Below are 19,287 nucleotides of genomic sequence, written 5' to 3' on the forward strand. Positions count from 1 at the left end.
TGAGCACAGAAGCGCCGGTTCTGACACAGGTCAGAGCCGGCGCTTCTTTGTGGGCGACGTCCGGTCGCCCGGATTCAGGCGGTGCGACGCCGCGCGAGCAGGAGCCCGCCGGCGACGAGCAGGAGAAGTGCCGCCGCCGCGGCGAACCCGCTGAACTCTGCACCCGTGCTCGCCAGGCCGCCGCTGCCGGAACCGGCCGCGGCGATGGAGCCTCCGCCGCCGACTCCGCCCGGCTCCCCCGGACCGGTCGGAACACCGGGCCCATCCGCACCCGCGTCGACGAGAACCGCCACCGACCGAGCCGGCACGGTGACCGTGCCGGTCGCCGCGTCCCACGTGGTCGCCTTCACGACGGCATCCACACCGTTCGCCTGGGCATCCGTGAGCGCGAACGAACGCCCGGCCAACCCGTCCACGGTCTGCGTCACCGCGGCCGGCGATGCGTTGAACACCACCAGCGCCCCCTCCAACGACGGGTCGACGTCATCGCCGAGCAGGTCGTCGATGAGCATCACGATCACGCCGGGCGCGGCATCTGCCCCGCCGTTCGGGAACGACACCTTCTGCTCGATGAGCTCTGCAGACCCCAGACGGAGCAGGTCGACCTCGTCGCGCACCCGGAGCAGGTCGAGAGCGGATGCCTCGGCCGCCACGATGTCTGCGGCTCCCGGCCTCAGCGCGGGGTTCGCCAGCAGCGGCGCCATGACCGGCCACTTCTCCTGGTTGTCGGCGGCGGTGGGCAGGCCGGAACCGAACGTCGAGGACTGACCGGTCCAGTCGATGCGGTTGAACCAGTCCCCGGAGTTGTAGCTGTTGCGATCGAGTGACTTCGAACGCAGCAGCTCGGTGCCCGCATGCCAGAACGAGGGCGCCTGCGACAGGGTGACCGTCGCCAGCGACAGCGTGTTCATCCGCACCCGATCGGCCATCGACGTGTCGACGGGGAGCTTGAGCACCGACAGGTCGAAGAGCGTCTCGTTGTCGTGCGCGTCGACGTAGTTGATCACCTCGTCCGGCTGCTCGGCGTAGCCTGCCGCAGAACCGCGATAGTCGATGTCGGCGCCCGCTGTGAGTCCACCGTCGCTCGTGGTGAACGAGAAGTCGCGGAGATTGCCGGCGAGGCCGAGCTTGACGAGATCGGTCTCGTGCCCGAGGTCGGCCAGCGCCTGCTCCTGGCTGCCGTTGATCGGGTCGCCGTTCGGATCGGTGCCCAGGCCCGTGCCGAAACCCTGACGGAACGTCGAAGACGAGTCCACCGGGCTGCCGCCGTGCACGGCATCGCGCAGACGGTCATTGAACGTGCCGATGCCGGTACCGCCGAGCTGCCCCTGCGTTGCCTGCTCGAAGAGGGCGTTGTTCGACACCTCGCCGAAGTTCCAGCCCTCGCCGTAGAGGTAGATCGCCTTGCCGTCGACGCCGTCCTTCTTCAGGGTGAGCGCGTCCAGAGCATCACGGATCGCATGCATGTTCGCCGTGGAGTGGTGCCCCATCAGATCGAACCGGAAGCCGTCGACCTTGTAGTCGCGCGCCCAGATGACGATCGAATCGACCATCAGCTTCTGGGCGATCTCGTGCTCGGTGGCGACATTCTGACAGCAGGTGGAGGTCTCGACCCCGCCGGCCGCGTTCAGCCGGTGGTAGTAGCCGGGGACGACCCGGTCGAGCACCGACTTGGCGCCCTGACCCGACGCAGCGGTGTGGTTGTACACCTCGTCGAGCACGACCTGCAGGCCCATGTCGTGCAGGGCGCCGACCATCGAGCGGAACTCCGACACCCGCGCCCCGCCCTCGGGGTTCACGGCGTACGAGCCCTCCGGCGCGGAGTAGTGATACGGGTCGTAGCCCCAGTTGAAGCCGTCGGCATCCGCCACTGCCTGCACGCACGCCTGCTGCTGGTCGCTGTCCGGCGCGAATGAGGAGAGGTCGCAGTCCGGTACCGCCTGTGCCGCACGGTCCTCCTCGATCGAGGCGATGTCGAACGACGGCAGCAGATGCACCGTGTTGATGCCGGCGTCCGCGAGCTCGCGCAACTGATCGGTGCCGGCACTGTCGCGGGTGAAGGCGAGGTAGGTGCCCCGCTCCTCTTCGGGAACAGACGCATCGCCGATCGAGAAGTCGCGGATGTGCAGCTCGTAGATCGCCCGGTCGACGGAGCGCTCGACCTCAGGCGCTTCGGCCTTCTGCCACTGCTTCGGCTGCCACTGCTGGTCGTCGAGGTCGATGGCGACCGAGCGCTCGGAGTTCACGGTGAGCGCGACGGAGTACGGGTCCGTGACGAGGTTCGTCTCGATCACGCCGGTGCTCGGCGCGTAGACGACGACCTCCCAGACGAACTCGTCTCCGACGAGACCCTTCTTGCCCTTGACCTGCCAGACGCCGGATGCGTCATCCCACGTCGCTTCGTGGCGCACCGCGTCGGCGTCGGTGCCGGCGTCCCAGGTGAGCAGCGTGACCCGCTGAGCAGTCGGCGCCCACAGCCGGAAGGTCGGCTTGTTGCCCTGGAAGCTCACGCCGAGCGTGGTGTCGGCGACGGCATCCGCGTACAGGTCGTCGAGGACACCGGGGATCTGCACCCCGGTGAAGGCAGTGAGAGTGCCGACGGCGTCGCTCTGCGCGACGGCGAGCTGGGTACGCAGCAGCGCCGCGGCATCCGCGGCATCCGGCGCGCGCAGCGCGATGTATCCGGCGAGCGCGGGGAAGCGCGCCAGCTGGGCGTCGGTGAGAGCTCCAGCGGCCTCGAGGTCGATCGCCTCGCCGCCGGTCACCGCGCCGTCCGTGACAGCGAGAGAGGCATCGGATGCCGAGTGCAGCCGGTAGCTCGCACCGTCGATCGTGCCGAGATTCGCCGGCCAGGCCAGCGTCTGCTCGTCGATCCAGTGCGCACGCAGCTCGCCGGTGCCGGGGAGCTGCGGGTCGGTGCTGGTGATCTCGAGCACGTGCGTCGCGAGCGTGTATCGGAAGGCGGTGGTCTTGCCCTCGGCGGCGCTGAAGGAGATGTTCGCGCCGTCGCGCACACCATCGGCGCCGTAGTTCTCGTTCCAGCTCAGACCGTGCGCGACCTTGAGCTCATAGGCACCCGTCGGCAGGGCGGCGGTGGCGAAGTCGTAGACGCCGTCGCGATCGCCGTCGGCCATCAGGGAGCCGAGGCAGTCGGGCGCCCAGTCTCCTGCGCAGCCGAGCTCACTCTGCAACGAGCCGGGGAGCGTCACGATCGGCCCCTCCGCCGATGACTGCGCGATGTTCGTGCGCGGGTCGAAGTAGAAGCTGATCGCGCCGCCGGTGTGGCTGAACGTGATGTTCGCGCCGTCGAGCACGCCGTCCGCACCGTAGTTGATGGCCCAGCTGCCGTTGATCGCGGCCTTGTACTCGTAATCGCCGGCCGGCAGCTCGAACGTGCTGGACCAGACGCCGTCGTCGCCGAGCGTGAGCTTCGCCTTCTCGCACGCGGGGTCCCAGTCGCCGGCGCAGCCCATCTCGGAGTTCAGGCTGCCGGGAACGGTGACCATCTCGATCGGCGACTCCGGCTCCTCGCTCTGTTCGAGAGTGACCGCGTTGCCGACGGAAGCGTAGGTGGATGCCGCCGCGTGGTCGCCCGCGGCATCCGTCGTGACCGCACGGTATTCGACGAGCGTGCCGTTCTCGAGACCGCGCAGGTCGTGGAACACCCGCGGGTCGGTGTCTTCGGCGGTCCCGAGTGCGTGCCACTCGTCTCCGCCTGCGACCCGCCACGCGAAGCTCGTCTGCAGCCAGCGGTCGGCGGTGTCCGCCTGCACGGCGACCTGGCCGCCGATGCCGGCGCCCGCCGCGGGAACGGTGACGGTGAGCGATGCGGCCTCGGCGGGCGCGGTGACCTGCGCATCCGCCTTCCACACCACGGCCGACAGCGCGGGAACGGAGATCGTCGTCTTCGCATCGGCATCGGTGGCGACCGCTTCCGCGTCGCCGTACAGCGGCTGGAACGCGGCATCCGCCGTCAGGGTCGCGAGGTCGACCGTCTGCGCGCTGGTCGCGTTGTTCACGGCCACCAGGTACTCGACCTTGTCATCGGCATCCACCCGCGAGAACGCGTAGACACCGGCACCGGAGGCCGCATAGCGCTCGATCTGCGCGCCGGTGGCGAGTGCGGGATGCTCGGCTCGCAGCGCCGCCAGCGTCTTGATGTGCTGGTACAGCGGAGCATCCGTGTCGAAGCGGTCGACGGAGCCGGCCTGCTCGCCGGTGATCAGGTTCTGGTTCGCGTACTCGGCGACCTGGGTCGCGAACAGCGACTGCCTGGCATCCTTGTCGCCGCCGATGCCGGCGAAGCCCTGTTCGTCGCCGTAGTAGACGACCGGTTGACCGCGCGTCAGGAAGAGCAGCTCGTGGGCGAGCTCATCGCGCTGCAGGGGAGCGTCGGTCGATTGCAGGAACGAGCCGACGCGTCCCATGTCGTGGTTGCCGAGGAACGTCGGCAACGCCGTCGAGGACGAGTCGGCGGTCGTGTAGTAGTCGTCGCCGGCGAACAGACCCTGCAGTCCCTTGGCGGAGTTGCCGGACGCGAAGCTCACCGCCGAGGACTGGAAGGTGAAGTCGAGCACCGAGTTCATGTCGGTGTCGCGGATGTACGGTGACAGCTTCACCGGATCGGCGTCGTAGACCTCGCCGAACATGAAGAACTCGTCGTTGCCCTGGGCGTGTGCGTAGTCGAGGACGTCGGTCGTCCACTGCTCCCAGAACTCGAAGTTCACGTGCTTGGCGGTATCGATGCGGAAACCGTCGATGCCCAGGTCGATCCAGTCCTGATACACCTCGACGAAGCCGTTCACGACCGTCGGATGCTCGGTCATCAGGTCGTCCAGGCCGTCGAAGTCGCCATAGGTCACCGACTCGCCAGACCAGGTCGAGTTGCCGCGGTTGTGGTACAGCGTCGGGTCGTTCAGCCAGGCGGGAACCTTGACGTCTTCCGAGACGTCAGGCGTGTACGGAAAGCTCGTGGCGGCGTCGAGCTCGGGGAAGTCGCCGGTGGCGGCATAGTCGTCAGGGGTGAAGGCCGTGCCGTCCTTGTCGGTATAGGGCGACGTCGCCTGGTCGATGTACGCGTACTCGCCCTCGGTGTAGTCGATGACATCGGCGGTGTGGTTGGTGATGATGTCGAAGTACACCTTGATGCCGCGGGCGTGCGCGTCGGCGATGAGCGCCTCCAGCTCGGCGTTGGTCCCGAGGTGCGGGTCGATGCGCGTGAAATCGGTGATCCAGTAGCCGTGGTAGCCGGCGGATGCATTGGCGCCTTCGCCCTGCACCGGCTTGTTCGCGAAGCTCGGGGTGAGCCAGATCGCGGTGGTGCCGAGCCCTTCGATGTAGTCGAGCTTCTGGTGGAGTCCGGCGATGTCGCCGCCGTTGTAGAAGCCCTTGTTCGTCGGATCGAAGCCCGTGGCGAGACTGTCGCCCTCGAGTCCGCCGGCGTCGTTCGCGGCGTCGCCGTTGGCGAAGCGGTCGGTCATCACGAAGTAGAACTGCTCGCCGTCACCGGACTGGCGGACGGGGGCCTTGACCAGCGCGTCGTCGGCCTCGGCGTAGTCACCACGGACGTCCAGCACCTCGAGGCCGACCCGCTTGAGCGCGTCGTCGAAGACGAATCGGAGCGTGGCCGGGCCGTCGACCGTGAGCGGAATGTCGTCCCCGCCGCCGTCGAGGCCGTACGCCTCATCCCAGCTGTCGTTGAGCGCGACCTTGTACGCATAGGTGCCGGCGGGCACCTCGAACTCGGCCGCGTAGATGCCGTCCGCGCCGGTGGGCGCGAGCTCCGTCTGGGCGCAGTCGGGTGCCCAATCGGCGGTGCAGCCGAGCTCGGACTGCAGGTCACCGACGAGGGCGACCGTGCGGTCGGCGGCCACGGCGACGGGAGCGAAAGCAGTCAGGCCGGCGGCGGCGAGCGCGGTCGCTGCCAAGAGCGCGGACAGGCGCGGAGCGGTCTTCTTCGACACGGAGATCTCCCTGGGGATGGGGAGGGCACGACGCAGTGCCCGGATGCTGTGGAGCCGAACGTAGCAGGGGTTCGACGCAAGCTGCAAGCGCTTCCACAACATTCAGCCCGAAATAATCACGTGCCAGCGCGGCAATCGACACCGAAACGCAAGCGCTTCCACTCATGACTCAGGCGCACGAGGAGACCTTCACCGCCGGTTCACCATCCGGACACCTTCGTTCCGTATACCTGCAGGTGCGCGGATGGGCTGAGACCGGATCGGGTAGTCATTTGATTCCGCGCACGGTGAGCGCTCTCGTCGCTCCCACCGCGGTTCACAAACCGCAAGACCCCCGCCGAATCGGGTCGGCGGGGGTCTTCTCTTTCCCCCTCCCCGTTCGAAGAAACCCCAGCCCGACTGCGGAGTAGAATCGACACAGCGCCGATACCCTGGCGCATCCGCACTCGGGCGTGCCCGTGATCCGGGCACGCCTGCTTTCCTGAGGCCACGATGTCCCGCGAATCCCGCACGCTGCCCAGCGAGCCGATCACCGTCTCCATCCGTCGAGAGGTGGATCCCGCCCGCATCGCCGAGGCGACCGCCTGGGTGCAGACGGGCCTGAATCTCGCGAGCAAGTATCCCGGGTTCCTCGGATCGGGGTGGGTGCGAGCCGGCGAGAACTCCCAGGTATGGCACATGCTCTACCGGTTCGCGGGCACCGAGACCCTCGAGGCCTGGGAGCAATCCGCTGAGCGCGAGTGGTGGCTGTCGATGGGCGAGGGTTTCGTCCGCAGCGAGCGCTCGAAACGTCGCACCGGCATCGAGGGCTGGTTCGATGAGCCGGCGACCGGATCGATCACGGTGGTGGATGCCGCCACCGGTGCGACAGAGGTCGTCACCGCACCGCCGCGCTGGAAGCAGGCCGTCGCGATCTGGCTGGGGTTCTTCCCGCTGAACGTCGGCTTCACCTATCTGATGAACCCGATACCCGGTTGGGGCGACGTGCTGCCGATCTGGCTGCGCGTACTCATCACCACGCTCGTGCTCACCCCGATCATGACCTATTGGGTGCTGCCGTGGGTCACGCGCTCGCTGCGGAACTGGCTCGCCCGCTGACAGACGTTTCGAATCGCCCGAGTGGAATCCGCATCAGTCCGCGAGACGGACGCGATCCTCGGTCTCGACGACCTCGTGCAGTTCGGCACGCACACGCGGGGTGCCCATCCCGCGGTGCAGCACGAGCATCGTGCGCCCGTCGAACGTGTCGAACAGCATGCCGTGGCCCGCGTTGCCGTCGACCAGGGTCTCGAGCTGCTCCCACGGTCCCGTCAGCTGTCCGTTGCGCGACACGGCCATCGTCTCGACGTAGTCGGATCCGTCGTCGCGCGGATGATAGGTCGCCCACAGCATCACGAGCGCGCCACTGCGCAGCCGCCTCAGCTGCGGCCCGTCGGTGACGTACGGCATCCGGGTCCTGGCGCTCGGCGGCAGCGCTCTCAGCAGCGCCGCCTCCGAGCCGCGGAACAGCAGAATCGGATCACCGGAGGCCGCCGTGAGGTCGGGCGCGAGCGGTACGGCCTCGATCGTCCCGTCGAAGATCTGCACCCATTCGTGCGCGTAGACCATCCACGCCGCACCGTCATCATCGACGAACAGGGTGCCGTCGAGCGTCATGAACTCGGCCGGCGCGACGGGCGCGTCTGCGCGCAACAGCTCGAACGGCCCGGCCGGATGATCGGCCACGGCGATCACCGTGCCCCTCGCCGTCGGAATGTACTCGGAGCCGCCGTCCTCTGCGAACGCTCGGAACCGCGCTCCACCGGGCACGTCCAGCTGCCGTGACGAGTCATGCAACGTCGTGAACAGGTAGAAGCGACCGCGGTATTCGTGGACTTCCGGCGCCCACGGCGCTTCGGTCGCGGAGGCCCATGACCCCTCCGGCACGCGGAACACGACGACCGGCTCATCATCCCAGGCGTCGAGGTCGGCACTGCGGTACGCGACGACGGCCGGCTGGTCCCGCGCCGCGGTGTACAGGTAGTAGGTCGAATCCGCCGCGTACGGGAGGATGAACGGGTCGTGCGCCCAGAAGTCGTCGAGTCGTTGCATCGTCATGATCCCTTCACGAGGTGGGAGCCTCATACGCCCGCGACGTCTGCCCGAACGGTGACGACGCTGCACGGCGGCACGTCCAGCACCAGCCGCGACCCGGTCACCGCAACGCCTTCGAACGCCGTCAGCCCCACGGCGGATGGCACCTCGAAGGTGTTGTGGTCGGTCGATGATCCGGCGAGGATCTCGCTGCGCCGGATGGTGCCGATGGCCCCTGGCAGGTCGATCTCGATCCGGGCAGGGCGATCCAGCGCGTAGTTCACGGCGCTCACCGTGACGGCGCCGTCCTTGCGAGAAGCCGTGACGTCGGTGTGCGGCGGCAGCGAACCCTCGATCGGCAGCAGTGTCGCGTCGTGGTGATCGGTGTACAGCGCGAAGGCGAAGTACGTCGGCGTCTTGATCAGGCTCGGGCCGTCGGTGAGCAGCATCGCCTGCAGCACGTTGACCATCTGCGCGATGTTCGTCATCCGCACGCGCGCCGCGTGCCGATGGAAGACGTGGAAGTTCAGCGCTGCCACCACGGCGTCGCGCATCGTGTTCTGCTGGTAGAGGAAGCCGGGATTGGTGCCCTGCTCGACGTCGTACCAGGTCCCCCACTCGTCGACATAGATCCCGACGCGCTTCGCGGGGTCGTAGCGATCCATGATCTCGCCGTGGCGAGTGAGCAGGGTGTCTATGAACAGGGTGCGACGGATGGTCTCGTACCACGCCGCGTCGTCGAAGCCACGAGCAGCGCCCTTCACATCCCAGTTCCCGGTCGGAAGCGTGTAGTAGTGCAGGCTCAGCGCGTCCATGTGACCCGCAGCGCGCGCCATCAAGACATCGGTCCATTCGTAGTCGTCGGCGTTGGCGCCGCAGGCGACCTTGGTGATGCGGTTGTCTCCGTAGTCGCGCACGTACGTCTGGTACTGCCGGTACAGGTTCGCGTAGTGCAACGGCATCATGTTGCCGCCGCATCCCCAGCTCTCGTTCCCGACGCCGAAGAACTGCACCTTCCACGGCTGCGCGCGCCCGTGGCTCTTGCGCAGTTCGGCCATCGGCGTGTGGCTGTCGAGCGTCATGTACTCGATCCAGTCCTGCATCTCGGCGACGGTGCCGCTGCCCACATTGCCGTTGATGTATGCCTCGGCATCGAGCTGGTTCAGCAGCTCGAAGTACTCGTGGGTGCCGAACTCGTTCGGGTCGACCACGCCGCCCCAGTGCGTGTTCACCATCGCGCCCCGGTCGGGCCCGATCCCCTGCAGCCAGTGGTATTCGTCGGCGAAGCATCCGCCCGGCCACCGCACGACCGGCACCTTGATGTCGCGCAGGGCCTGGATCGCGTCGATCCGCAAGCCGTTGCGATTCGGGATGTCGGAGGATTCACCCACCCAGAGACCCTCGTAGATGCCGCGCCCCAGATGTTCGGCGAACTGTCCGTAGATGCGGCGATCGATGACGGGCGAGGCAGATCCAACGACGGCGGTGATCATTCCTGCAACGTTATAGAGCCTGACGGCGGAACCGCAAGTACTTTTTCTCACCGTTGTTTTAACCCTTGAGTATTACCGCCTCCCGTGCAACGCTGGCCGAGTGTCGATACCCGTCGACGCCCGCGCAGAGTCGCGCACCCGAACCGAACGGATCCCGATGAAGAGACAGATCGGAGCGGCCGTCGCGGCCGCCGCCCTCCTGATGGGCATCGCCCCGTTGCCCGCCACCGCAGCTCAGGGAGGCCCGCACAGCACCAACGAATTCCGCGGGGTGAACTGGGCCGACCCCCGAGACAACTACGCAGACGACGAGGTCGTGCCGTCCGGCCTCAGCACCTCCGACGACTACGACACGACATACGACAAGTCGGCCGCCATCATCGGCGAGTTCCGCGCGGAGGTCAGGGCCAACACGGTCCGCCTGCCGATCAATCCCTCGAGCGTCGGCACCGACTGGTGGGCGTCGTATCAGGCGGCCATCGACGCTTCGGTCGACAGCGGTTTCAAGGTCATCCTCAGCTACTGGGAGGCCGACAACGCGAAGGACGGGCGAGCGGACGACGCTGCCGCCTTCGACGCGATGTGGGACACCGTGGTGGCCGAGTACGGCAAGAACCCGAAGGTCTACTTCGAGCCGATGAATGAGCCGTTCGGCTACACGCTCGACGAGTGGGTGTCGCTGACATCCGGATGGCTCGACGACCATGCCGCCGTGCCGCGCAAGCGCGTGATCATCTCCGGCACGGGCTACAACGACGACGTGACCGGCGTCGGCGCAGCCGAAGAGCTGGAGGGCACGCTGCTGTCGCTGCACTTCTACGGCTTCTGGGCGAGCCACACCACGGAGGACGAGTGGAAGGCGAACCTGCTGCCCCGCATCGGCGAGTACGGCTGGCGCACCCTGGTCTCCGAGGCCGGATCCCCGATGACCACCGGCCTGAACTACGGCAACCACGAGGGCGACGTGTCGACTGCGTACCTCGGTGCTCTCACCGAGGTCACTCGCGACCAGGGGATGGGCGTCGTCTACTGGCCCGGCCTTCGCACCGGCGATTCGTACACGCTGACGGAGCAGACAGATGACGGCGGGCTCGAGGTGACGAACGAGTCCGGGCTCGCCCAGCTCCAGTGGGGCTGGGGCCTGCTCAAGAAGGAGCAGCTCAACGGCCTGCCGCCGGCTCCCCCCGGCGAACCCCTGAAGAGCGTCGCGCACGGCGTGTGCGTCGACGTGCCCGGCGGCTCGACGACTCCCGGCACGCAGCTGGGTCTGTGGCACTGCAACGGGGGCGGCAACCAGTCGTTCCACGCGACGGATGCCGGCGAGCTCTCGGTCTACGGAGACCTCTGCGTCGAAGCCGTCGACGGCCTGGTCGCGGGTAGCCCCCTCGCCATCGCCGACTGCTCGGGCGACGCGGCACAGCAGTGGCTGGTGAACGCCGACCTCACCATCAGCAGCGGCGCAGATCCAGGACTCTGCCTGGCGACGCCGGCCAACGAGTGGGGCCTCGCGCTGGCACCCTGCGACCCCGCCTCGCCGACGCAGCAGTGGACGCGCGGGTAGCCACCGCCATCATGGAGAAGCCCCGCGACCCGATCGGGTCGCGGGGCTTGTCCGTCTGTCGTGCGCTCAGAGGGCGACGGGGATGTGCGTCGTCAGCAACCCCGCGTCGACGAGGGAGCGCTCGAGTGCGATCAGGGCGACGCCGGTCGCGACAGGGTTCCCCGACACCGTCGACACCACCAGCTCCACGTCTCCGCCCGCATGCCCCGGCGACTGCTCCCGCAGGTGACGGCGAGCCGGTTCGAGCAGGTGGGAGCCCAGCCCCCAAGTGGTCCAGCCGGTGAGCGTCACGACCTCGGGGTTGACGATCGCGACGAGGTCTGCGAGTGCAGATCCGAGATAGTAGGCGGTCCGGTCGAGCGTCTCCGCGACGGCCGGGTCCGGCTCGGGGGCGTTCGCGGCAGCCGCGAGTGCGGCGATGAAGTCGGCCTGCAGGGCGACGTCGGCCAGCGGATGGTCCTGCGCGATCTCGCGGAGCGTCTGCTGGATGCCGGGCGCCCCGATGTACGCCTCGACGCAGCCGTTTCGTCCGCAGCGGCAGCGCCGTCCGTCGAGGACGAGCAGGGAGTGCCCCCACTCCCCCGCAGAGTTCGTCGCACCGCGCAGGATCCGCCCCTCGAGGACGATGCCCGCGCCGACGCCGGTGCCGAGGTTCACGGTGACGAGGCTGGCCGCCGAGCGGCCTCGACCGAGCCAGAGTTCGGCGGCGACCATGGCCTTCAGCGGGTTCTCGATCACGAGCGGCAGGCCGACCCGGGTGCGCAGGTGCTCCAGCTCGACGGAGTGCCAGGTCCAGTTCGGCACCAACACCGAGACGCCGGAGGGTTCCTGCACGAGGGCGGGAAGGGCGACCCCGACGCCCAGCAGCGCATCCCGCGAGACGTTCTCCTGCAGCAGCATCCGATCGAGCGCGCCCCCGATCTCCTCGACGACGGATGCCGGGTCGAGGATGTGCTCGTCGCGTTCGGTCACCGTCGTGGCGAGCTGGGTCAGTGCGGTGTCGAAGAGCACGGTGCGCACGTAGGTCTCGGCGACATCGATGCCGACCACCCGCCCGCGGTCGCCGTTCATGCCGATCACCGCGGTCGGTCGGCCGATGCCGCCTGCGATGCCGCGGGTCTCAGCGATGATGCCCTCGTCGATGAGCTCGCCGACGATGGTCGCCACCGTGGCCGGGCTCAGCCCCGTGGACTGTGCCACGCCGTTCCTCGTGGTCTGGCCCGCAGACAGGACGGCATGGAGGACGTCGACGCGCGAGTCGCTGCGGATATCCCGCGATGTCCGCCTCGCCAGACCCATACTCACTCCCTCTGCTCGTGCACCGCGTTCCCGCCCTCACTCGGCGCACGTCGGGCGCTGTGCGCCGACCTTCGCCAGTATCCCATCACTCGATCACCACGCGGGCATCTTCCAGCCCCTCAGCGCGAAGCCGCACGGATGCCGGTCCGTCGACGCGCACGAAGACGATCAGACGCCCGTCCAGCGTGCGGCGCTGCGGAAGCAAATAGGGGGTGACGTCGGCGAGATCGCCGTTCTCCAACCCGAGCAGTTCCCCGCCCTCGACACTCGCCTCCACGAGCACGTCACCGCGGGCGACGGCACCACCCGCGTCGCGGATGGTGCATTCGATCTGCACGACGGCTCCGGCGGGCAGCCCCGCAGAGGCGCACCGCGCTGCCGCGTCCGTCGGCGGCCGCCACACGACGGCCTCGAGGATCGCCGGCTCGCCCGCGCTCTCGAGACGATCGGTGGCGACCTCGGTGCCGCCGCGCAGCGTTTGCACCTCGACGGGCCCGGTCAGCGCCGGCACCACCCCGCGCCAATAGCCGTGCTCGTCGTCCCACTCGACATCGACCTGCTGCCCGCCGACCGTCAAACGCACCTCGTCGGCCCGGGCGAAGCACAGGACTTCGGTGGGACCAGCCGCAGCGAAGTCGACCGACCGCGAGACCGGGTGGCTCCAGAACGACGTCTCCCCCTCGGCGAACGGCCGGACCACGAGATGGGCGAGCGGCTCATCCGACCACCAGCTGCGACGCAGATGCCACGTGTGCTTCGGGAAGCCGGCGAGGGTGAGCAGACCCGCACCCGACCCGTGGATGGGCCACCCATGGGCCTCGCCGAGATAGTCGATGCCGGTCCAGAGGAACTGGCCGGCGATGAACTCGTTGCCGGTGACGGCCTGCCAGTCGGCGTATCGATGGGAGTTCTCGCTGCCCAGGAACGGCGTGCCAGGGAACCGACGGTGGTCGTCCTCGTAGAGGTGCTCCTTGTAGTTGTATCCGACGACGTCGAGCGGTTCGAAGAGCCCGGTGTGACTGGAGAGCTCAGGGAACGCCGCGGCCAGCGTCACCGGCCGGGTCCGATCGCTCTCGCGGACGATCCGCGCGAGGTTCCTGGCGATCGTCGTGAGGCGGCGGATGTCGGGACGGGTGGGGTCGTACACCCGCTCGGCATCCGGCTTGTTCGCGTCGTTGTTGCCGGTCATCTCGGTGAACAGCGGGCTCGCGTACGGGTCGTTCGGATAGTCGATCTCATTGCCGATGCTCCAGGCGATGATCGACGGATGGTTGCGACCGCCCTCGACCATCGAGGTCAGATCGCGTCCGTGCCACTCGGGGAAGTCCGAGGCGTAGCCCTGGTGCCGCGGCGGATAGACGTTGTGCCCCTGCCACCATTTGTTCTTCGCGTTCTCCCACTCGTCGAATGCCTCGTCGATGACGTAGAACCCGAGAGCGTCGCACAGCGTGTACAGCTCCGGCGCATGCGGATTGTGCGCCATCCGCACGGCGTTGCAACCCATCTCCTTGAGGGCCAGGAGGCGCCGCAACCACACCTCGACCGGCACCGCGGTGCCGAGGCAGCCGGCGTCCTCATGCAGGCAGACGCCGGTGAGAATGCGCGCGTCGCCGTTGATCGAGAAGCCGTGGTCGGGGTCGAAGCGGAAGGTGCGGATGCCGATCACTTCGCTGTACTGCGCCTCTCCCGATGCCGCGCCGCCGGTCCACGAGAGTGTCGTCGTGAGCCGCTGCAGGCGCGGGTCGTCGTCCGACCAGAGTTCCGGCTCCGCGATCCGCATGTCCGTCGAGGTCGACGAAGACGCACCGGGCGCGATCTCTGCGGACACCTCGGCGACATGGATCCGACCGGTCGTCAGGGAGGTGAGCTCGTGCCGCGCGTGCACGGCGACCTGCTCTGCCGTGCTGTTGATGAGCGTCTGCTCGATGCGGATCGTCGCCTCAGCCGCATCCGCCGCCAGTGTGGTCACCACCGTGCCGTGCTCGCGCAGGTGCACCGGCTCGTGCACCTCGAGGTCGACGCGACGCGTGAGCCCCGAACCGTTGTACCAGCGGGAATCGGAGATGTCGGTGTGGTCGACGCGCACGCTGATCACCAGATCATCGTCGGTGGCGTAGGCGAGGATCTCGCTGACGTCGAATGAGAAGCGCGCATGCCCGGACGGGCGGCGACCCAGGTGGTAGCCGTTGACCCACACCTCGGCGTTCTTGTAGACGCCGTGGAAGACGAGGCGCACCACGTTGTCTTCGCGCAGCCCGAGCCCTGCCGTGGGAACATGCGCCCGGTACCAGCCGATGCCCCCTGGCAGATATCCGGTGCCGCTGGAGAAAGTGGCGGAGAACTCCTCCTCGACGCTCCAGTCGTGCGGCACGGCGACCGCCCGCCATGGTGCGTCGTCGTACCGCTTCGCCGAGGCATCCGGGTCGTCCGCTCGCGAGAAGAGCCACTGATCGATGGTCTGCGTGTGCACGGGGTGCTATTCCTCTTCCTGGTCGCTGACGAGTGCGGATGCCGATATGTATCTCTGGAACACGCGGGCGAAGAGCGCGCCGCCCAGGAAGGCGATGCCGGCGAAGCCGATCATCAGCCAGAGCAGGCCCCACGCGGTGGCCTGCGGATAGTAGATGGTCACGATGACGCTGAGCGCGGTAAGGGCGGCGACGGTGAGCGGCGCGAGCGGATGCCGGATCGACATCCGGCGGGCGTTGCGCAGCACTTCGCCGATGCTGCCCTCGAAGCGAGCCACGTAGGGGAACACATAGAGCGCGCCCATCACGAACATGAACGCGAGCAGGTACCAGATCGCCATCAGCACGATCACGGCGATCGACGGGAGGGGGGCTGTGGTGACGACGTAGTACCAGGCGGCGAGCGCACTGCCGATGCCGGCGAGGATCAGCGCGAGCAGCGTCGACTGCTTGAGATTCCGGCGGAACGAGCGGAGGTAGTCGCCGACGATCGTGCGGTCCGTGTCGGTGGCGATCCGCATGCCCACGAAATTCAGTGCCGTGAGCGACGCGCCGATCGTGACGATGGGGAGCGATGTGAGAACGAACAGGACGTTCAGGATCATCAGATCCGCGATCCGCGTGAGGAATCGCATCAGCGTGGAATCCGGCGCGAGGATGCTGCTCGACATGTCGTCCCCCCTCTTTCTGTGAGAGCTTCTGCGGGAGCCGGGCGGGCGAGATAGCCCCGCCCGCCCGGCTGTGGTGCCTGCTCAGCCCTCTCGGGCTTCGTCCCAGGCCTTGATCTGCGCTTCGACATCGGCCCTGGCGTCTTCGTAGCCGACGTCCTTGAGCTTCTGACGCATCTCGGCGATCGCCGCCGCCGGGTCGTCGAACTTGCCGTACTGCAGCTGCGGGATGTATTCGGAGAGCACTCCGCTCATGGCCGCAAGCGTCGATTCGATCGGCGTCTTGTCGACCACGAGCGTCGAGTACGGGTAGTCCTTGGCATCGGCGTCGAGCGCGTCGTAGATCTCGTCCTTGTTCGGCGCCTCGGACGTCCGCGGCAGCTCGAACTCGTCCATGCGTCCAGCCCAGAAGTTGGCGCCGAGACCGTCGGTCGACGAGTCGTAGCCCTCCGGGTAGCCGAGCTTGCCGTCGTCGGTCACGACGTAGTCGGTGCCCTCGATGCCGAAGTTGATCAGGTTGTACGCCTCTTCATCGTTGCGGAGGAGGTCGTAGACCTGCAGCGCCTTCTCCGGGTTAGACGAATTGGCGCTGACCGCCATCGCTCCATGCGTCTTGATGTCGCGGAAGTAGTTGCCGTTCTCGGACCCGAAGGAGAACAGCTTGGGGTCGGAGCCCGGCTGCTTGGTCGTCATGTTGTCGACGATCTGCCCGACGAACGTCTGCGTGTGGTGCTGGTCGGTCCCGGTCAGTCCGGCGTAGAGGAGTTCACGCGTGACGCCGTCGTAGTTCAGCGCGTCCTCACGCCACACGCCGATGTCGTTCCATTCCTTGGCGAGCTCGGCCGCGGCGAGCAGCTCGTCGCCCTCCATGTACCAGGAGGTGACATCGGTCTCGTCGCCCTCGGGCGTCTGGAACGGGAAGTAGTTGCCCGCGGTGATCTGCTGGATGGTCTGCAGGTCGGTGTGCCCCTGGAGGTATCCGGTGAGGGCGAACTCATTGGCGCCGGCGACGTCCCAGGGGTAGGCCTCCGGCTTGTTCGTCTTGATCCACTGGAAGTACGTCGTGAAGTCCTCGAACTTCGTGATCTCGCCGTTCGCGAAGCCGGCTTGAGCCGCCCAGTCTCCGCGGTAGAAGAAGCCGTGGTTGGTCCACTGCGTGTAGGCGTCCTCGGGGATGAAGTAGATCTGGTCGTCGTCGAGTTTGGTGAGCTCCCAGTCGCCTGCGGCATCCACCTGCTCCCATGTCTTCGGCGCGTTCTCCTTGAGCATGTCCTCGCTCAGCGGCAGGAAGGCGCCCTTCTTGGCGTTCTCCCACGCGTAGAGCCAGTCGGTCGCGGTGGTGATGAGGTCGACGTTGTCGTCGCCGGAGAGGAGCTGGAGGTTGTACTGCGTCTGCCAGTCGGCCCACTCGACGTAGAACAGGTCGAGCTTCGCGTTCGCCTTCTCGACGAGCCGCTCGTTGAGCTTGTCGAGCATGGCCTCGAGGCGACCGTTGGTGGGCTTGTCGCCGAGTACGAGCATGGTGATCTCGGTCGGCGCGCCCCCCTCTTGGTCGCCGTCGCCACCGGTACAGGCGGTCAGCGCGGTCGCGCTGATGCCGAGCGCGATCAGCGCTGCCGTGGACGTGATGATCCTTCTCTTCATGTGAGACTCCTTCGGCTCATATCTGTTGGTGCGGGTGGTGTTGCTGCGGGTACTGCTGCGGGTAGGGGCGGGGATCAGCCCTTGACGGCGCCGACGGTGATGCCGCTGACGAAGTACTTCTGGACGAACGGGTAGACGAGCAGGATCGGGCCGGTCGCGACGACCGCGCTCGCCATCTTCAGGGTGTTGCTCGGCAGGTCGGTGATGCTGACGTTGGAACCGGCGACGGAGTTGCGCAGCGCGTTCGCCGTGTTGATCACGTTGTAGAGCTGGTACTGGAGCGGCTTGAACTCGACCGTGCTGCCGAGATACAGCGACGACAGATACCACTCGTTCCAGTAGCCGAGGGCGAGGAAGAGCCCGACGGTCGCGAGTGCGGGCTTCATCATCGGCAGCGTCAGCTGCCAGAAGATGCGGAAGTCGCCGGCGCCGTCGATCTTGCCCGACTCCACGATCTCGAAGGGCACCGTGCGCATGAAGCTCTTCATCAGGATGATGAGCCACGGCGTCATCAGCAGCGGCAGCCAGACGGCGAGATAGTTGCCGCGGAGATCGAGAGTGCGACCGATCCAGAGGAAGGTCGGCGCGAGACCGGCGGAGAACAGAGTGGTGAAGTAGATGAAGAAGGAGATCTGGTTGCGGAACCGGAAGTCAGGGCGCCAGAGGGCGTACCCGGTCATCGAGATGACGAGCAGTCCCACGGCGGTGCCGGTGACGGTCATGATGATCGTGACGACGTAGGACCCGATGATCTGACCCGGCGCTTTGAAGATGTACTCGTAGGCCGTGAAGGTGAAGCCTTTGGGAAGCAGTCCGAAGCCGGTCTTCATGATCTCGGACTCGCTGGAGAACGAGGCCGACACGATCAGCACGAACGGCAGCAGGCAGAACAGGGCGAACAGCGAGACCGTGACGTACGAGATGCCGCGCAGCAGGTAGTCGCCGCGTTCGAGCTTGATGGGCCTGCCGGCCGGCTTCCTGCCGCGCGGCTTGCGCCCGGCGAGGACGATCGCCTCGGTGGTCACAGGGTCGGAGATGACGGCGGGTGCGAGTTCAGAAGAGCGCATAGTCCTTGTTCATCCTTCGTACGATCCAGTTCGCCGTCATGACGATCGCGAACCCGAACAGCGACTGGTACAGCCCCACGGCGGTGGACGTCGTGAAGTTGTTCTGCGACATGACCATGCGGTAGACCGCGGTCTCGATGATGTCGGTGGTGGCGAAGAGTGCGGCGTTGTTGCCGACGAGGTTCCAGAACAGGCCGAAGTTGCCGTTCATGATCCCGCCCAGGGAGAACAGCAGCAGGATGATGAAAGTCGGCTTGAGGCTGGGCAGGATGACGTGGCGGATGCGCTGCCAGGCGGAGGCACCGTCGATGGATGCCGCCTCGATCAGCCCCTTGTCGATGCCCATGATGGCTGCGAAGTACACGATGGAGCCGTAGCCGGTGCTCTGCCAGAGCTGGACCAGGATGATGATCAGCGGCCAGGCGCCGGCGGTGCTGTAGATCTTGACCGGATCGCCGCCGGTCTGCACGATGAGGGCGTTGAGCGCGCCGGTGTCGTAGTTGAGCAGGTTGAAGGCGATGACGCCGACGAGGACGACCGAGATGAAGTAGGGCAGGAACATGACGCCCTGGCTGATCTTCTTGAAGTACTTCAGCCGCACCTCGTTGAGCATGATGGCGATCGCGATCTGCAGGATGTTGCCGAGCACGATGAACGCGACGTTGTACAGGATCGTGTTGCGGGTCAGCAGCCAGAGCTGGCCGGACTTGAGCAGGAACTCGAAGTTCTTGAGTCCGACGAACGGGCTGCCGAAGATCCCGTCGTTGTAATTGAAGTTCGTGAACGCGATCCAGATACCGGGGAGCGGTGCGTAGCTGAAGAGCAGGAAGAACGCGATCGCCGGCAGGCACATGAACAGGAGCATCCTGTTCTGGATCATGCTCCGCCACACTGATGCGCGCGGTCGGGAGGTCTGCAACTGTGCCATCTTCGCCTCTCTGCGGGATGCCATGGCTTCGTCGTCGAAGCAATTCCAAGACTAAAACTAACCGTCGATGAAAGTCAACAGAAGAAAGTGACGGGCGGCGCCGGTTGACCGACTCCGCCCGTC

The 19,287-nt window shown here is 67.0% G+C and carries 11 protein-coding genes; 2 read left to right on the top strand and 9 right to left on the bottom strand.

Annotated features, from left to right (window positions below; translation table 11 throughout):
* Nucleotides 1–74: 74 nt before the first annotated feature.
* Nucleotides 75–5,963: a pullulanase-type alpha-1,6-glucosidase gene (gene pulA / locus MRBLWH12_RS11770; RefSeq protein WP_363549055.1), complete on the bottom strand. Its 5,889-nt coding sequence runs from the start codon at nt 5,961–5,963 to the stop codon at nt 75–77.
* A 492-nt stretch (nt 5,964–6,455) separates the two neighbouring features.
* Between pulA and MRBLWH12_RS11775 the strand changes: the two genes are divergently transcribed.
* The gene (locus MRBLWH12_RS11775; protein ID WP_341977456.1) at nt 6,456–7,061 is read left to right on the top strand and encodes an antibiotic biosynthesis monooxygenase; all 606 of its coding nucleotides are present in this window, start codon (nt 6,456–6,458) and stop codon (nt 7,059–7,061) included.
* 33 nt (nt 7,062–7,094) lie between these two features.
* Here MRBLWH12_RS11775 and MRBLWH12_RS11780 read toward each other — a convergent pair whose 3' ends face one another.
* Both MRBLWH12_RS11780 and MRBLWH12_RS11785 read right to left on the bottom strand, forming a co-directional pair.
* Nucleotides 7,095–8,060: a glycoside hydrolase family 43 protein gene (locus MRBLWH12_RS11780; RefSeq protein WP_363549058.1), complete on the bottom strand. Its 966-nt coding sequence runs from the start codon at nt 8,058–8,060 to the stop codon at nt 7,095–7,097.
* 23 nt (nt 8,061–8,083) lie between these two features.
* The gene (locus tag MRBLWH12_RS11785) at nt 8,084–9,529 is read right to left on the bottom strand and encodes an alpha-N-arabinofuranosidase (RefSeq protein ID WP_363549061.1); all 1,446 of its coding nucleotides are present in this window, start codon (nt 9,527–9,529) and stop codon (nt 8,084–8,086) included.
* Between the two features lie 157 nt (nt 9,530–9,686).
* Between MRBLWH12_RS11785 and MRBLWH12_RS11790 the strand changes: the two genes are divergently transcribed.
* Nucleotides 9,687–11,090, top strand: a complete 1,404-nt coding sequence (locus MRBLWH12_RS11790) for a ricin-type beta-trefoil lectin domain protein (RefSeq protein WP_363549063.1) — start codon at nt 9,687–9,689, stop codon at nt 11,088–11,090.
* Nucleotides 11,091–11,156: 66 nt separating this feature from the next.
* Here MRBLWH12_RS11790 and MRBLWH12_RS11795 read toward each other — a convergent pair whose 3' ends face one another.
* The 6 genes from MRBLWH12_RS11795 to MRBLWH12_RS11820 form a co-directional block, all read right to left on the bottom strand.
* Complete coding sequence (locus MRBLWH12_RS11795) at nt 11,157–12,389, bottom strand: ROK family transcriptional regulator (RefSeq protein WP_341977448.1); 1,233 nt, start codon at nt 12,387–12,389, stop codon at nt 11,157–11,159.
* Between the two features lie 85 nt (nt 12,390–12,474).
* Nucleotides 12,475–14,859, bottom strand: a complete 2,385-nt coding sequence (locus MRBLWH12_RS11800; RefSeq protein WP_363549065.1) for a glycoside hydrolase family 2 TIM barrel-domain containing protein — start codon at nt 14,857–14,859, stop codon at nt 12,475–12,477.
* Between the two features lie 6 nt (nt 14,860–14,865).
* Complete coding sequence (locus tag MRBLWH12_RS11805) at nt 14,866–15,528, bottom strand: YesL family protein (RefSeq protein ID WP_363549068.1); 663 nt, start codon at nt 15,526–15,528, stop codon at nt 14,866–14,868.
* A gap of 81 nt (nt 15,529–15,609) precedes the next feature.
* A complete protein-coding gene (locus MRBLWH12_RS11810) occupies nt 15,610–17,169 on the bottom strand; it encodes an ABC transporter substrate-binding protein (protein WP_363549070.1) in 1,560 nt (519 codons plus the stop codon).
* 74 nt (nt 17,170–17,243) lie between these two features.
* Entirely contained in the window at nt 17,244–18,236 is a 993-nt protein-coding gene (locus tag MRBLWH12_RS11815; protein ID WP_341977439.1) for a carbohydrate ABC transporter permease, read from the bottom strand.
* Complete coding sequence (locus MRBLWH12_RS11820; protein WP_363549073.1) at nt 18,223–19,164, bottom strand: ABC transporter permease; 942 nt, start codon at nt 19,162–19,164, stop codon at nt 18,223–18,225. The genes MRBLWH12_RS11815 and MRBLWH12_RS11820 overlap by 14 nt, the downstream gene beginning before the upstream one ends.
* Nucleotides 19,165–19,287 lie beyond the last annotated feature (123 nt).

Origin of the sequence: Microbacterium sp. LWH12-1.2 (assembly GCF_040675825.1) — a bacterium.
Taxonomy (GTDB): domain Bacteria; phylum Actinomycetota; class Actinomycetes; order Actinomycetales; family Microbacteriaceae; genus Microbacterium.

Bases quoted from the DNA above. Each gene is read 5' to 3' on its own strand.
- MRBLWH12_RS11775 (WP_341977456.1), top strand. From the start codon at position 6,456: ATGTCCCGCGAATCCCGCACGCTGCCCAGCGAGCCGATCACCGTCTCC.
- MRBLWH12_RS11780 (WP_363549058.1), bottom strand. From the start codon at position 8,060: ATGACGATGCAACGACTCGACGACTTCTGGGCGCACGACCCGTTCATC.
- MRBLWH12_RS11785 (WP_363549061.1), bottom strand. From the start codon at position 9,529: ATGATCACCGCCGTCGTTGGATCTGCCTCGCCCGTCATCGATCGCCGC.
- MRBLWH12_RS11790 (WP_363549063.1), top strand. From the start codon at position 9,687: ATGAAGAGACAGATCGGAGCGGCCGTCGCGGCCGCCGCCCTCCTGATG.
- MRBLWH12_RS11795 (WP_341977448.1), bottom strand. From the start codon at position 12,389: ATGGGTCTGGCGAGGCGGACATCGCGGGATATCCGCAGCGACTCGCGC.
- MRBLWH12_RS11805 (WP_363549068.1), bottom strand. From the start codon at position 15,528: ATGTCGAGCAGCATCCTCGCGCCGGATTCCACGCTGATGCGATTCCTC.
- MRBLWH12_RS11810 (WP_363549070.1), bottom strand. From the start codon at position 17,169: ATGAAGAGAAGGATCATCACGTCCACGGCAGCGCTGATCGCGCTCGGC.
- MRBLWH12_RS11815 (WP_341977439.1), bottom strand. From the start codon at position 18,236: ATGCGCTCTTCTGAACTCGCACCCGCCGTCATCTCCGACCCTGTGACC.
- MRBLWH12_RS11820 (WP_363549073.1), bottom strand. From the start codon at position 19,164: ATGGCACAGTTGCAGACCTCCCGACCGCGCGCATCAGTGTGGCGGAGC.